Annotated in this window: 11 protein-coding genes; 8 read left to right on the top strand and 3 right to left on the bottom strand. The window is 70.8% G+C overall.

All coding sequences use genetic code 11. The annotated features are described in order from the left end of the window. The first annotated feature begins 170 nt into the window (after positions 1 to 170). Genes ACIQI8_RS03465 through ACIQI8_RS03455 form a run of 3 tightly spaced genes read left to right on the top strand, consistent with a single transcriptional unit; the run spans position 171 to position 3,728 of the window. Positions 171 to 1,919 (top strand): diacylglycerol kinase family protein, encoded by a 1,749-nt coding sequence (locus ACIQI8_RS03465; protein WP_402344374.1) that lies wholly within the window; start codon positions 171 to 173, stop codon positions 1,917 to 1,919. Further along, positions 1,920 to 2,873 carry a YihY/virulence factor BrkB family protein gene (locus ACIQI8_RS03460; protein WP_402344371.1) on the top strand — a complete coding sequence of 318 codons (954 nt, stop codon included), beginning with the start codon at positions 1,920 to 1,922 and terminating at the stop codon, positions 2,871 to 2,873. A 3-nt stretch (positions 2,874 to 2,876) separates the two neighbouring features. Next, positions 2,877 to 3,728: a phosphatase PAP2 family protein gene (locus ACIQI8_RS03455; protein ID WP_402344368.1), complete on the top strand. Its 852-nt coding sequence runs from the start codon at positions 2,877 to 2,879 to the stop codon at positions 3,726 to 3,728. 13 nt (positions 3,729 to 3,741) lie between these two features. Here the strand turns inward: ACIQI8_RS03455 and ACIQI8_RS03450 are convergent, their stop codons facing one another. Together ACIQI8_RS03450 and ACIQI8_RS03445 are read right to left on the bottom strand one after the other, a co-directional pair. Beyond that, positions 3,742 to 4,869, bottom strand: a complete 1,128-nt coding sequence (locus ACIQI8_RS03450) for a PP2C family protein-serine/threonine phosphatase (RefSeq protein WP_402344365.1) — start codon at positions 4,867 to 4,869, stop codon at positions 3,742 to 3,744. Positions 4,870 to 5,036: 167 nt separating this feature from the next. Continuing rightward, positions 5,037 to 6,053, bottom strand: a complete 1,017-nt coding sequence (locus tag ACIQI8_RS03445) for a zinc-binding dehydrogenase (protein WP_402346658.1) — start codon at positions 6,051 to 6,053, stop codon at positions 5,037 to 5,039. Positions 6,054 to 6,189: 136 nt separating this feature from the next. On the opposite strand from ACIQI8_RS03445, the gene ACIQI8_RS03440 reads away from it, so the two are divergent. The 4 genes from ACIQI8_RS03440 to ACIQI8_RS03425 all read left to right on the top strand — a co-directional run bounded on the left by ACIQI8_RS03440 (position 6,190) and on the right by ACIQI8_RS03425 (position 12,369). Beyond that, positions 6,190 to 7,920 carry an IlvD/Edd family dehydratase gene (locus ACIQI8_RS03440; RefSeq protein ID WP_402344362.1) on the top strand — a complete coding sequence of 577 codons (1,731 nt, stop codon included), beginning with the start codon at positions 6,190 to 6,192 and terminating at the stop codon, positions 7,918 to 7,920. A 161-nt stretch (positions 7,921 to 8,081) separates the two neighbouring features. Continuing rightward, entirely contained in the window at positions 8,082 to 9,110 is a 1,029-nt protein-coding gene (locus ACIQI8_RS03435) for a LacI family DNA-binding transcriptional regulator (protein ID WP_402344359.1), read from the top strand. Positions 9,111 to 9,241: 131 nt separating this feature from the next. Next, entirely contained in the window at positions 9,242 to 10,855 is a 1,614-nt protein-coding gene (locus ACIQI8_RS03430) for a glycoside hydrolase family 27 protein (protein WP_402344356.1), read from the top strand. 53 nt (positions 10,856 to 10,908) lie between these two features. Continuing rightward, on the top strand, positions 10,909 to 12,369 hold the full coding sequence (locus ACIQI8_RS03425; RefSeq protein WP_402344353.1) for a glycoside hydrolase family 76 protein: 1,461 nt from the start codon (positions 10,909 to 10,911) through the stop codon (positions 12,367 to 12,369). A gap of 90 nt (positions 12,370 to 12,459) precedes the next feature. On the opposite strand, the gene wrbA is transcribed toward ACIQI8_RS03425, so the two are convergent. Further along, positions 12,460 to 13,062: an NAD(P)H:quinone oxidoreductase gene (wrbA, locus tag ACIQI8_RS03420; protein ID WP_402344350.1), complete on the bottom strand. Its 603-nt coding sequence runs from the start codon at positions 13,060 to 13,062 to the stop codon at positions 12,460 to 12,462. A 139-nt stretch (positions 13,063 to 13,201) separates the two neighbouring features. On the opposite strand from wrbA, the gene ACIQI8_RS03415 reads away from it, so the two are divergent. Further along, positions 13,202 to 13,681 (top strand): MarR family winged helix-turn-helix transcriptional regulator, encoded by a 480-nt coding sequence (locus ACIQI8_RS03415; protein WP_402344347.1) that lies wholly within the window; start codon positions 13,202 to 13,204, stop codon positions 13,679 to 13,681. The last annotated feature ends 81 nt before the right edge of the window (positions 13,682 to 13,762 follow it).

Genomic DNA, 13,762 nt, shown 5'->3' with positions numbered 1-13,762 from the left:
CGCTCCCACCCCGTCCCACCGGCCCCTTACGGCACGCCCGGGGCGTTGATTCGGGGATTCCCACGTCACCGAGCGTCTGCGTCCTCGCTTCCGGGGCAGACGGCGGTTCATCGGGTGCGCACGGCACCCGGCTGAGGACCGCCGTGAGGCGCAGACCCGTGGGAGCCCCGATGCCGACCGCCACACCAGGAAGAGCAGCGAAAGCGACCGGAGAAGGTGCCGAAGTGGTACGTCCGGGTGGCGCCTCCTTCCTGCCCAGCGGCACCGGCATCACCGCGGCGAGGATCGGCGCGCTGACCGTCTGTCAGGCCGTCCTGCTCGTGGGCTTCGGGCTGCTGATCACGGGCCCCGTCCGCCACGTATGGCCCCTGACGGTCGAGGACCACGTCAACGAGGGATTCGAGCGGATCCGTACGGGCCCGCTCACCTCGCTGTCGTACGTGGGCTCGGAGGCGGGCAACACCCTCACGGTCATCGCCATCACCCTGCTGAGCTGCGTGGCCCTGCTGCTCGTACCCCGGCTGCCGATGTGGCGTCAGGCGGTCTTCCTCGCCGTCGCCGTCTCGCTCCAGGCGCTCGTGTTCCTGGTCATCACCGAGTCGGTGGACCGCACCCGTCCGGACGTGGACCGGCTCGACGCCTCCCCGCCCACGTCCAGTTACACCTCCGGCCACACCGGCGCTGCCACCGCGCTCTACGCCGGACTCGGGGTCCTCGTGCTGTCCCGGGTCCGCAGGCCGTGGCGGTGGCCGCTGGCCGCGCTGCTGTTCCTGGTGCCGCTGATCGTCGGCGTCTCCCGTCTCTACCGGGGCATGCACCACCCCACCGACGTGATCGGCGGAATCGCCAACGGCACCCTGTCCCTGCTGATCGTCGGCCGTGCGCTGTTCACCGACGGGTCCGTGGCCGCCGTACCCTCGCCGCGCAGCGGGCACACCGAGGCCGCCGGCGGTGTCGAGGAGCGCCCGCCCGGCAGTACCGCCGTGATCTTCAACCCCACCGTGACCGGCGAGCAGGACTGCGAGAAGCTGCGGCGGATCCTCGAACAACACGGCCACCGCGCACCGCGGTTCATCGAGACGACCGCCGACGACCCGGGGACGGGGCAGGCGGCAGGCGCGGTCCGCGACGGGGCCGCACTGGTCGTGGTGTGCGGCGGCGACGGAACCATCAGGGCGGCCGCCGACGCCCTGGCCGGCACCGGCGTACCGCTCGTCGTGGTGCCCTGCGGCACCGGCAATCTGCTGGCCCGCAATCTCGGCCTGCCGCTCACCCCCGCCACCGCGCTCGACGCGGCGCTGTCCGGCACCCCGCACCGCCTCGACCTCGGCCACATCGAGGGCGACGACCTCGCCCCCACCCACTTCGCCGCGATGTCCGGGGCCGGGCTCGACGCCGCGATGCTGGAAAACACCGGCGACCGCGCCAAGTCCGCCGTCGGCTGGCCCGCCTACGTGCTCGCCACCATCGGTACCCTGCGCACTCCCCGGATGCGGCTGACCGTCCGGCTCGACGACGGGCCCGTCCTGCACCGCACGGCCCGGATGGTGCTCCTCGCCAACGTCGGCACCGTGCAAGGCGGGCTGACCCTCGTCCCGGCGGCCCGACCGGACGACGGACTGCTCGATCTGCTGGTCCTGGACCCGCGCGGCCCCGGCGGCTGGATGCGTGCCCTGGGTGTCCTGATGCGCGGCCGCAGGAGCACCCTGCGGCCCACGACCGTGGACACCCTTGTCCCCGAGGGCGCCGGCAAGAAGGGCGTACCGGTGGAGTTCTTCACCTTCCACCGGGCCGAACTCACCTTCGCCGAACCGCAGTCGAGGGAACTCGACGGGGACCCGGTCGCCCACGGCCGACGTCTCACCGCCGAGGTCAGGCCCGGCGCGCTCACCGTCCTGCTGCCCACCCGGGAGAAGTGAATGGGCACCGCCACCAAGGTCCCCGAGACCCGCGACATGAGCGGCGACGAACTCTCCGCCGACGAGGCGATGGCATCGTTGCGCCGCTACGGACGCTGGCCGCTCCTGCGCGACTCCTTCGTCCGGTTCCGCTACGCCGACGGCTTCAGCCACTCCCGGGCGCTCGCCCTGCAGACCGTGCTGTCGGTGATTCCGCTCGCCATCGCCTTCGTCGGGCTGTCCACCGCGCTGCACACGGAGAACATCGGCCGACTCGCCGAACTGACCATCCACCGGCTCGCGCAGGGTCCCAGCGCGGACGTGGTCGACGACGCGCTGGACCGCAGCCGGCACAGCGCGGGCGACGGGGACGAGATCGCCCTCTGGTTCGGCCTGCTCTTCTCCCTGGTCAACGTCACCACCGCGATGTGCCAGATCGAACGCGGCGCCAACCGGATCTACGGCAACGAACGCGACCGCCCCTTCCATCAGAAGTACCTGCGCGGGCTCGTCATGTCGCTCAGCGCCGGGATCCCGCTCGGCCTCGGGTTCATCGTGATGATCGCCGGGGGTGACATTGCCTCGGCGGCGGTGACCGTCTATCACCTCGACGGCGGCGCCCGGACCCTCTGCGAGATCCTGCGCTGGCCCTTCGGCTTCCTGCTCGCCCTCTTCTCGGCCAGCGCGATCTTCCGCCGCTCGCCCCGGCGCCGCCAGCCCGGCTACACCTGGCTGGCCTTCGGCGCCGCCGTGTATCTCGTGCTGTGGATGGTCCTGACCTGGCTGCTCAGCCTGTACCTGGACCTGAGCGGCTCCTTCGACACGATCTACGGCCCGCTCAGTGCCTTCATGTCGCTGCTGCTGTGGGCCTACCTGACCTCCATCGCCCTCTTCCTGGGGCTGTCCTTCGCCGCGCAGCTGGAGGCCTCGCGGGCGAAGCGGCCCGGTCCGATCTCGGCCGACCCGGGGGTGTGAAGGGTGGTCCGCGCCACGGCTCAGCGCCTTCGTGAACTCCGTCGCCGCACGGCCGACCGGAGATTCGGCATCCACCTGCTCGGTTCGACCGCGGTGGCCGCCGTCGCCGCCGTGCCCTTCGGGCTGCTGCTCGTCCTGATCGAGGGACACTGGCAGCCGCTGCGCCGCCTCGACGCGGGCGCGGCACGGCGGTTGAACCGGACCGCCCTCGAACACCCGGAGTGGACCGACACCCTGCGCTTCCTGTCCGACCGGGTGTGGGACCCGGTCACCCTGCGGGTGGTCGTCGCGCTGCTGACCGTCTGGCTGCTCTACCGCCGGGCCTGGCGCCTGGCCGCCTGGTCGGCGGTGACGGCGGTGGCCGGCGGACTCATCGGACTGCTGGTCAAAACGGTGGTCGAGCGGGCCAGACCGTCCCTGGAGGACCCGGTCGCGCACGCTCCCGGATTCTCCTTCCCCTCGGGGCACGCGATGACCGCGACCACCTCGTTCGCCATCCTGCTGCTGGTCCTGCTGCCGTTGGTGCCGCGCGCGCTCCGGCCGGTGTTCTGGTGCGTGGCGGTCGGGTCGGTGCTCGGTGTCGGTTTCACCAGGATCGCGCTCGGCGTCCACTGGTTCAGCGACGTCGTGGGCGGCTGGCTCCTGGGCCTCGCCGTCGTCGCCCTCACCACCTGGGCATTCGAGGCCTGGCGCACGGACACGGGGCGCGGGCACACCGGGCTGGCGGAGGGACTGGAACCCGAACTCACCGACGCCCACCCCGAACCGGGCCCGTCCGGCCACGAACACGACGGCCACGAACACGACGGCCGGCTGCACGACAGCCACGAACGCGGCGACGGCCCCGCCCGCTAGCCCCACCGGCTGTTCACACGCGCGGAGTTCGCCGCACGGTCAGCACGGCGAAGTCGTCGTGCTGGGCCGCGTTGTCGGTGAACGCGCGGGCGTCTTCGTAGAGAGCCTGGGGCAGTTCGGTGGCGGGGAGGGCGAGGCGGCTGGTCACGCGGTCGTCGGCCGGGTAGAACGTGCCGTCGTGGTCACGGGTCTCGGTGAGGCCGTCGGTGGTCAGCAGCAGGGTCGAGCCGGCCGGGAAGTCGAACCAGTGCACGGTGGTGGGTTCGGCGGACAGTTCGGCGAGACCGAGCGGGACCCCGGGATCCGTATCGGGTGTGGTGACCCCGCCGTCGTGCACCAACCAAGGAGGAACGTGGCCGCAGTTGACGACCTGCGCCTCGGTGTCCGTGTCGACGCCGATGATGAGCGCGGTCACGAACCGTTCGTCGTCGCCGGTCTGTTCGGCGTACATGTTGTGGCGGACGACCGCCGCGTCCAGGGCGTCGACGAGCGCGGTGAGCGTCGGCTCGCGGTAGGCCGCCTCGCGGAAGGCCCCGATCACGGCGAACGCGGCGCCCACGGCGGCCAGTCCCTTGCCCTGCACGTCCCCGATCAGCACCCTCGTGCCCCACGGTGAGGCGACGACGTCGTAGATGTCACCGCCGACGAGCCGGTCCTCCTGCACGGGTTCGTAGACGCCGTTGACCAGGACGTCGTCGGTGACGAGAGGGAGGGGGTGCAGGATGTGCCGCTGCATCGCCGCGGCGGTGGACCGCAGGCGGAGCATCTCGCGCTCACGGTTGATGCGCCGGTGGCAGGCGTAGACGGAGGTCGTTCCCAGCACGATGGTGAACAGCACCAGCAGGATCCCGTCCAGCCACCGGCCGTCCCCCTCGCGCCGCACCACCGTGGTGAGGGTGATGACGAGCGTGGTCCACACGGCCACGAACCTCGTCTGCCCGACGGTGCACAGGGCCGACGCCGTGCTCGGCAGGAAGATCAGCAGACCGAGATGCCACACCGGGGAGCCGGACACCACACCGAGGAACTCCACCAGCAGCGTCACCGTCACCACGCCGACGAGCATCTCGACGTTGTCCGGGGCCTCGATGGCGTCGAGGGCGCCGGTGGATCTTCTTCGGCTTCGGCGGATTCCGGTCATGGGTGCTCCCGGGCAGGTGGCGATCTCTCCCTACGTTCTACAGGCCGCGGATGGTGTACGGGCCATGGGGCCGCCCGGCACGTGCGTGTCGCCCTCCCGGCGGAGCGCCGATCGGACGCGCTGAACCTGCCGTGGCCCGCCGCACCCCTCCAAAGGGAGCTCCTACGTCAGTTCGGTCGCGGATCGACGTGGATCTTCGGCCCCGGTCCGGCGCCGGCCGGCCGCTCACCGGCGAGGACGGGACCGACCTGGTCCAGGGCGACGGTCGCGGCGACGAGTGGTCGTGGGTCGACGGATCCGTCGGCGTAGGCCCGGATGGTGTCGGCGAGGCCGGGGGAGCCGGACAGGATGCCGGTGGCGGTCACGTCCTTGAGGGCGAGTGTCCGGGTGTCGATCCTGCTGGGCTCGCCGGCCAGTCCCACGTACACGACACGACCGGCCGGCTCGACCGACTCCAGTGCCAGGGAAGGCAGTTGGACGGCGTTCGAGGCGTCGACGACCGCGTCGAAGGGGAGGTCCGGGACCGAGCGCTCCGTCCACACGTGCTCGAAGCCCAGAGTGCGGGCGAAGGCCATGGAGTCCTCGGTGCGGCCCATCAGGTGCACCTCCGCACCGGCGGCCCGCAGGAACATCGCGGCCAACAGCCCTATGGTTCCCGGGCCCAGGACCAGTGTCCGGTCACCGGGGCACGGCGCCGCGGCCCGTGCCGCGCGCAGGGCGTTGCCGCCCGGCTCGACCAGCGCGCCCAGTTCGGCGTCGACGGAGTCCGGCAGGACGTGCAACGACGAGACGGGCGCCGCGAGTTGCTCCGCCAGGGCGCCGTCCCGCGCCCCGCGTATGCCGACCTCCTGCCGCTTCTCGCACACGTGCTGATGCCCTCGCCGACAGCGACGGCAGGCCCCGCACCCGAGCATGGTGTCGCCCATGACCCGCCGGCCCACCCACACCGGATCGACCCCGGCCCCGACCGCCGCGACCCGGCCGGCCCACTCGTGGCCGAGCCTCAACGGGTAGGCGCAGTGCCCTTGGTGGAGGTAGGCCATCGCGCCCGTGAAGAACTCGACGTCCGTACCGCACACGCCGACCCGCTCGACGTCGACGACGGCCTCACCGGGGGCCGCCACCGGCGCCGCAACCTCCTGGACCGCGTACTGCCCGGGGGCCGTCAGCACGAACGCCCGCATCGTGCGGCCGCTCACCGCGGCCCGAGACGGCACCGGCCCGGCACGAGTCCCGAGATGCCCGGCTCCGGCGTCTGCGTATGCTCCATGGCGTTCCAAAAATTAGACCACCGTGTCGATTATTGGAAGGAGTCCGCCGATGAAGCGCCCCGGCACGACGACGCTCCGCAGTGCGCAGTGGTACGCGGGACAGGACCGCAACGCCTACATCCACCGCGCCTGGATGCGGCGCGGCACACCGGGGGACGCCTTCACCGGTCGCCCGCAGATCGCCATCGCCAACACCGCCTCGGACCTGACCCCGTGCAACGCGCACCTGAACGAGGTGGCCGCCTCGGTGCGCAACGGCGTGTACGAGGCGGGCGGTATCCCGCTGGACCTGCCCGTGGTGTCCCTGGGCGAGACCCAGGTGCGGCCCACCGCCATGCTCTGGCGGAACATGGCGGCGATGGCCACGGAGGAGATGCTGCGGGCCAACCCCATCGACGGCGTCGTCCTGTTGGGCGGCTGCGACAAGACGATCCCGTCGCTGCTGATGGCCGCCGCGTCGGTGGACCTGCCCGCCGTGGTGGTGCCCGGTGGGCCCATGCTGAACGGGACCTTCCGCGGTACGCCGCTGGGCTGCGGCACCGACGTGTGGCGGCTGTCGGAGGAGGTCCGGGCCGGCACGCTCTCCCAGGAGCAGTTCTCCCGCTCCGAGTCGTCGATGATCCGCAGCCGCGGGCACTGCAACACGATGGGCACCGCCTCGACGATGGCCGTGGTCGCGGAGGCCCTGGGCACGGTCGTCCCCGGCGTCGCCGGTACCCCCGCCCCCGACAGCCGCCTGCTGGAGGCCGCGCACGGCACCGGCCGCCTGGTGGTGGACATGGTGGCCGCGGACCGGCGCCCGGGCACCTTCCTGACCAAGGCGTCCTTCCACAACGCGATCGTGGCGCTGGCCGCCGTCGGCGGATCGACCAACGCGGTCGTCCACCTGCTGGCGATCGCGGGCCGCCTCGGTGTCGACCTGACGCTCGACGACTTCGACCGCGTCGGCTCCCGGGTGCCGGTCCTCGTCGACCTCCAGCCCGCGGGCCGCTTCCTCATGGAGGACCTCCACCGCGCCGGCGGCCTGCTCGCCGTCCTGCGCGAGGTCCGCGACCTGCTCGACCCCGACGCCCTCACCGTCACCGGCAGACCGTTGGTCGACCACCTCGACGACGCCCCGATCTGGGACCCCGAGGTCATCCGCACCCGCGCCGAACCGCTCGTCGCCGAGGGCGGCATCGCCGTCCTGCGCGGCAACCTCGCACCCGACGGAGCGCTCATCAAGCCCGCGGCGGCCTCCCCGCACCTCCTCCAACACCGGGGCAGGGCCGTCGTGTTCGACAGCATCGAGGACTTCCACGCCCGCATCGACGACCCGGACCTCGACGTCGACGCCGACTCCGTTCTCGTCCTGCGCGGTTGTGGCCCCAAGGGCTATCCCGGCATGCCGGAGGTGTCGAACATGCCGCTGCCGAAGAAGCTCCTGGAACAGGGCGTCCGCGACATGGTCCGCGTCTGCGACGGCCGCATGAGCGGCACGGCCTACGGCACCGTCGTCCTGCACGTGGCTCCCGAGGCCGCGGCCGGGGGACCGCTCGCCCTCGTGCGCACCGGCGACTTCGTCACCCTCGACGTCCGGGGCCGCCGCATCGACATCGACGTACCCGCCGACGAACTCGCCCGCAGAACCCCCGACGAGGCCACCGTCGACGGCTTCGCCACCCCGGGACGCGGCTGGGAACGGCTCTACGTCGACCACGTCCTCCAGGCCGACACCGGCGCCGACCTCGACTTCCTCGTCGGCTCCAGCGGCTCCGAGGTGAGCCGCGAATCCCACTGACCGGTGGCAACGCCCCGGCACGAGCGCGGAGTTCAGGTGTGCGGAGAAGTGGGGTCGACTACGTGATCGGAAACGTATCCTGACGGCGTTCGATTGGTCCGGACCGCGTGCCACCCTCTCGGGGGGCCTCGCCATGTGCTGAAAGGTGGTCTCCGCCCCACGTGAGCAGTCGTCGCCCCCAGGGCCAGTCCACCAGGCCGACGATGCGCGATGTCGCCGAGCGGGCCGGGGTCGCCCTGGTCACCGTGTCACGGGTCGTCAACGGCATCGGGGCGGTCCGCGAGGAGACGGCCGACCGTGTGCACGCGGCGATCAGCGAGATCGGGTACCGGCGCAACGAGATCGCGCGCTCCCTGCGGCCCGGGCAGAACTCGCTGACCATCGGCCTGCTGCTCGGCGACCTGACCAACCCGTTCTACGCCTCCCTGGCCAAGGCCGCGGTCGAGGTGATGGCCGACGCCGGGTACGCCGTGCTGCTCAGCACCGCCGACGAGGACCCGGAGGTCGAACGCCGGGCCGTGGGCGAGCTGATCGGCAGGCGCGTGGCCGGGCTCATCATCGTGCCCGACCAGGGCGACCACGCCTTTCTGCGGGAGGTCAACGGCCACGACCAGGTACCGGTCGTCTTCGTGGACCGGCCGGCCACAGGCGCCGAGGCGGACGTCGTCCTCGTCGACAACGAGGGCGGCGCGCGCACCGCGACGCAGCATCTGATCGACCACGGCCACCGCCGGATCGCCATCCTCGTGGCCCCCTCGTACTACACCACCGGCCGCAGACTGCGCGGATACCGCAAGGCCCTGCGGCACAGCGGCATCGACGCCGACGAGACCCTGGTGGTGCCCCTCCCGCGCGGCACCATGGAGGAGGCCTCCGCCGCCACCCACACCCTGCTCACCTCGCCGGACCCGCCGACGGCGATCTTCTCGACGACGAGCTTCCTCACCGAAGGTGTCCTGCGGGCGAGCCGCCGACTGGGCGCCCGGACGGCCGTGGTGGGGTTCGACGACTTCAAACTGGCCGACATGCTCCCGACCCCGGTCACGGTGGTCACCTCGGACACCGAGGAACTCGGCCGCCGCGCCGCGCACTTGCTGATCGACCGGATCGACGGCGGCGGAGGACCCTTCCAACGGATCGTGCTGCCCTCGCAGTTGATAGCTCGCGGCACGGGGGAGACACCTCCGTGACAGCGCAACAGGCGGTCAGGTACAGACCATTGACCTGTCGTCAGGGAGATGCCACCTTCTTCATGGATACGTTTCCATAGCTCCGGACGCATGGGCCTGTCCGCCCCCACAGCGAAGCAGGAGACACAGACATGACCGTCCCCCTGATCCGGCTGAGGTCCCTCAGAGCGGCGCTAGCGATGGTGCTGTTCCTCGTGCTCGCCCCGCCGCTGCTTCTCCTGAAGGCGGCCCCGCAGGCCCACGCGCTCGAGAACGGGCTGGCCCGCACGCCGCCGATGGGCTGGAACGACTGGAACGCCTTCGGCTGCAACGTCACGGAGCAACTGGTCAAGCAGACCGGCGACTACCTCGTTTCGTCCGGTCTGAAGGACGCGGGCTACCAGTACGTCAACATCGACGACTGCTGGATGACCTCGGCCCGCAACTCCGCCGGTCAACTGGTCCCGGACCCGGTCAAGTTCCCCAGCGGCATCAGTGGGACCGCCGCCTACGTGCACTCCAAGGGCCTCAAGCTCGGCATCTACGAGAGCGCCGGCACCGCCACCTGCGCGGGCTATCCCGGCAGCCTCGGTCACGAGCAGACGGACGCGAACAGCTTCGCGTCCTGGGGCGTCGACTACCTGAAGTACGACAACTGCAACCACCAGAACGTGCCCGACCAGCAGCGCTACACCGCCATGCGCGACGCCCTGGCCAACACCGGGCGCCCGATCGTCTACAGCCTCTGCAACTGGGGCCTGGCGAGCGTGTGGACCTGGGGCGCGGGCGTCGGCAACAGCTGGCGCACCACCGACGACATCAACGTCAACTTCTCGACGGTGGTGTCGATCTACAAGGCCAACGTCAAGCTCGCCGCGTATGCCAAGCCCGGTGCCTGGAACGACCCGGACATGCTGGAGGTCGGCAACGGCATGTCGTTCACCGAGGACCGCTCCCACTTCAGCCTGTGGGCCGAGATGGCCGCGCCGCTGATCGCGGGGAACGACATGCGCAGCGCCTCGGCGGCCACCCTCTCGCTCTACGGCAACAAGGACGTCATCGCCGTCGACCAGGACTCCCTGGGCAGACAGGGCACCGAGATCTCCTCCTCGGGCGGTCTGCACGTCCTGACCAAGCCGCTCGCAGGCGGTGATGTGTCGGTGGTCCTGTTCAACGAGAACTCGAGCGCGGCCACCATCACCACCTCGGCCGCCGCGGCGGGTCTCCCGGCCGCCTCGTCCTACCGGCTGAACAACCTCTGGTCCCACCAGATCAGCAGCACGACCGGCAGTATCGCGGCGAGCGTCCCCGGCCACGGCTCGGTCATGTACCGGGTGTCCGTCGGCAGCGGCACCAGCGTCGGGACGACCCACCCGCTGATCGGCGCCTCCTCCAACCGCTGCCTCGACGCCTACAACGGCGAGACCACCCCCGGCACCAAGATCGAGATCTGGGACTGCGGCGGCGGCACCAACCAGGCCGTCACCCTCACCGCCGCCGGAGAACTCCGGCTCTACGGCGGCACCCAGTGCCTGGACGCGTACAACAACCAGACCGCTCCCGGCACCAAGGTGCAGCTCTACACCTGCAACGGCGGCGCCAACCAGAAGTGGAGCCTCAACCCCAACGGCACCATCACCGGCACCCAGTCCGGGCTCTGCCTCGACGTCACCGGAGGCGACAAGCCCGCCGGGAACGTCAACGGCACCCAGATCGAGCTGTGGACCTGCAACGGCGGCGCCAACCAGCAGTGGCGTCTGGGCTGACGGCCCCGCATCGGGCCGACGGCCCACCATCCCCCCACGCCGATGGAGCTGACATGACCTCAACCGCAGTACGTGTCCGAAGAGTTGTCACCGGCCTGATCGCGGCCCTGGCCTTGTTCACCCCGGCCACCACCGGTGTCGCGAGCGCCGCCCCCGAGGCGACGATCTGCAACAAGTACTGCGACGCCCGCGACCCGGCCCAGTCCCCGGGAGACCGTCAGCCGGTCACCGCGACCATCTACTCGCGCACCCTCGCCCTGCACTTCGACGACACCGACGCGATGGGCTGGGCCTCGATCACCAACGGGAGTCCCGGGGACGAGACCTGGCTCGACCGGTCCTTCGACGGCGGCCGCACCTGGAGCTCGGGCAGCAAGCTGGGCGACACCACCGTCCCCACCGGGCAACGGGGTTGGCGCACCCTGATGTACAACGTCGACGACTGGAACAACAACGGCGTCGGTGCGCTGCGGGCCTGCGGCAAGGCGGGGGACCGGCCCGAGATCGCCTGCACGCCGTGGGCCCGCACCACCTGGAACGCGTACAGTCGCCCCACCGCGGCGGCCACCGCGCTGATGCAGTGGTACAACAACTCCACCGGTCTGTTCGACACCACTGGCTGGTGGAACTCCGCCAACGCCCTGACCGCGATCATCGACAACATCCGTGGCACGGGCATGCCCAGCTACAAGTACGCCATCGCGAACACCTACGACCGCCAACTGGGCGCCCAGGGCGGCCAGTTCCGCAACGACTACATCGACGACACCGGATGGTGGGGCCTCGCCTGGGTCGCCGCGTACGACCTGACCGGGGACAGCCGCTATCTCAACACCGCCCGCGCCGACGCCGACCACATGGCACGGTACTGGGACTCGACGTGCGGCGGCGGAGTGTGGTGGAGCACGGCGAAGACCTACAAGAACGCCATCGCCAACTCCCTCTACCTGGAGCTCAACGCGGCCCTGCACAACCGGATCGCCGGCGACACGGTCTATCTCGGCCGGGCCAACGCCGACTGGACGTGGTTCAAGGGCACCGGCATGATCAACGGCTCGCACCTGGTCAACGACGGCATCGACCTGTCGACCTGCCGCAACAACGGGTCCACGGCCTGGTCGTACAACCAGGGCGTACTCCTCGGCGGCCTGGCCGAGTTGTACCGCGCGACGGGTGACTCGGCCCTGCTGACCGCCGGCCGGCAGATCGGTGACGCCTCGACCACCTCCACCGCGCTGAACTCCGGCGGCATCCTGCGCGAGCCGTGCGAGACGAACGGCTGCGGAGCCGACGGACCCACCTTCAAGGGCGCCTACGTCCGTGGCCTGAGCGCCTTCAACTCCCTGCTGTCCGACCGCCCTTACACGTCCTACCTCACCCGCCAGGCCAACTCCGCCTACGCCAACGACCGCAACGCCCTCGACGCGTACGGACTGCACTGGGCCGGACCCGTCGACTCCACGGACGCGGCCCGACAGCAGAGCGCGCTGGACCTGATGAACGCGGCGAACTGACCGCGGCGTCACAGCACCGCTCCCACCCGCCAGGGCGCGATCTCCTCCTGGGCGGCCCGCTGTCTCCCGAGTGCGCGGCCGCGTGCCCGGCTACGCGCCCTTGAACTGCGCGGTGACGGCGGCCACGCGCTTGCCCTGGTACAGCGCGGCGGCCCGGGCGGTGTCGTCGACGGGGATCGCGCCCTGACCGTTGACGTGGCTGGTGCCGTACGGGTTGCCGTCGGCGAACTTCACCGGGTCCGTGTAGCCGGGGGTGACGATGATGCCGCCGAAATGGTGCACGGAGTTGTAGAGCGCGAGCAGGGTGGACTCCTGGCCGCCGTGCGCGGTGGCCGTGGCCGTGAAGCCGCTGTAGATCTTGTCGGCCAGCTTGCCCTGTGCCCACAGCCCGCCGAGCGTGTCGATGAACTGCTTCAACTGGCTGGCGATGTTGCCGAACCGGGTGGGGCTGCCGAATATCACGGCGTCGGCCCACTCGATGTCGGCCTGGGTCGCCACCGGCACGTCCTCGGTGGCCGCGGCGTGCGCCGACCACGCGTCGTTGGCGGCGACGGCCTCCTCGGGAGCGAGCTCGGACACGCGCAGGAGCCGCACCTCCGCACCCTCCTTGCGGGCACCTTCCGCCACCGACTCGGCCAACTCGTGCACGGTGCCCGTCGACGAGTAGTAGATGACTGCGATCTTGGGGGACATCGGGATTTCCTCTCGCTGCACTGCCGTACTACTGCTTGCTTGAGCAAGTATCTTCACCTGCCTCGAAATGCTTTGTCAAGCAAATAATAGGTATGCTGAGGTGGTCTTGCCGGGGACTCGGGAGGGGAGGGGGCGGGCGATGTCGACACCGCTGAGCGGCGCGGAGGAACGCCTCTGGCGCTCGCTGCAGAGGGTGCTGGTGGCGCTGCCGCGTGCGCTGCACGAGGATCTGCTGCGTTCCACGGGGCTGCCGCTGAGCCAGTACCTGGTCCTGATGAACCTTTCCGAGGCGGACGGCGGCCGTATGCGCATGACCGACCTGGCCGGTGCCACGGGCCTGTCCGCGAGCCGCATCACCCGACTCGTGGAGACCCTGCGGGCGCAGGGCCTGGTGGTCAAGCGGACCCCGGCGACGGACGCCCGGGGGAGCATGGCCGTCCTCACGGAGGCCGGCCGGGAGCGGTTGGTGGACGCCTGTCCCGCCCATCTCGCCAGCGCCCGCCGACGCGTCATGGACCAACTCGATCCCGTCCTGGTCCAGAGGCTGGCGGAGCAGCTGCAGGCGGTGGCCGAGCCCCTTGTCTCCCGGTGCCGGACCGGCTCCGACCGACCTCTCTGAACTGGCAAGTTTGTCCAGGGAGTTGACAAACTCCTGACGGATCGCCAGCATGCAATTTGCCTGCAGAAGTAAGAAATCTGA

The organism is Streptomyces sp. NPDC092369 (assembly GCF_044755245.1).
In the GTDB taxonomy this organism is placed as follows: Bacteria; Actinomycetota; Actinomycetes; order Streptomycetales; family Streptomycetaceae; genus Streptomyces.
This window is presented reverse-complemented; position numbering and strand designations above follow the sequence as displayed.

Bases quoted from the DNA above. Each gene is read 5' to 3' on its own strand.
- ACIQI8_RS03430 (WP_402344356.1), top strand. From the start codon at position 9,242: ATGACCGTCCCCCTGATCCGGCTGAGGTCCCTCAGAGCGGCGCTAGCG.
- ACIQI8_RS03465 (WP_402344374.1), top strand. From the start codon at position 171: ATGCCGACCGCCACACCAGGAAGAGCAGCGAAAGCGACCGGAGAAGGT.
- ACIQI8_RS03450 (WP_402344365.1), bottom strand. From the start codon at position 4,869: ATGACCGGAATCCGCCGAAGCCGAAGAAGATCCACCGGCGCCCTCGAC.
- ACIQI8_RS03425 (WP_402344353.1), top strand. From the start codon at position 10,909: ATGACCTCAACCGCAGTACGTGTCCGAAGAGTTGTCACCGGCCTGATC.
- ACIQI8_RS03415 (WP_402344347.1), top strand. From the start codon at position 13,202: ATGTCGACACCGCTGAGCGGCGCGGAGGAACGCCTCTGGCGCTCGCTG.
- ACIQI8_RS03440 (WP_402344362.1), top strand. From the start codon at position 6,190: ATGAAGCGCCCCGGCACGACGACGCTCCGCAGTGCGCAGTGGTACGCG.
- ACIQI8_RS03445 (WP_402346658.1), bottom strand. From the start codon at position 6,053: ATGCGGGCGTTCGTGCTGACGGCCCCCGGGCAGTACGCGGTCCAGGAG.
- ACIQI8_RS03460 (WP_402344371.1), top strand. From the start codon at position 1,920: ATGGGCACCGCCACCAAGGTCCCCGAGACCCGCGACATGAGCGGCGAC.
- wrbA (WP_402344350.1), bottom strand. From the start codon at position 13,062: ATGTCCCCCAAGATCGCAGTCATCTACTACTCGTCGACGGGCACCGTG.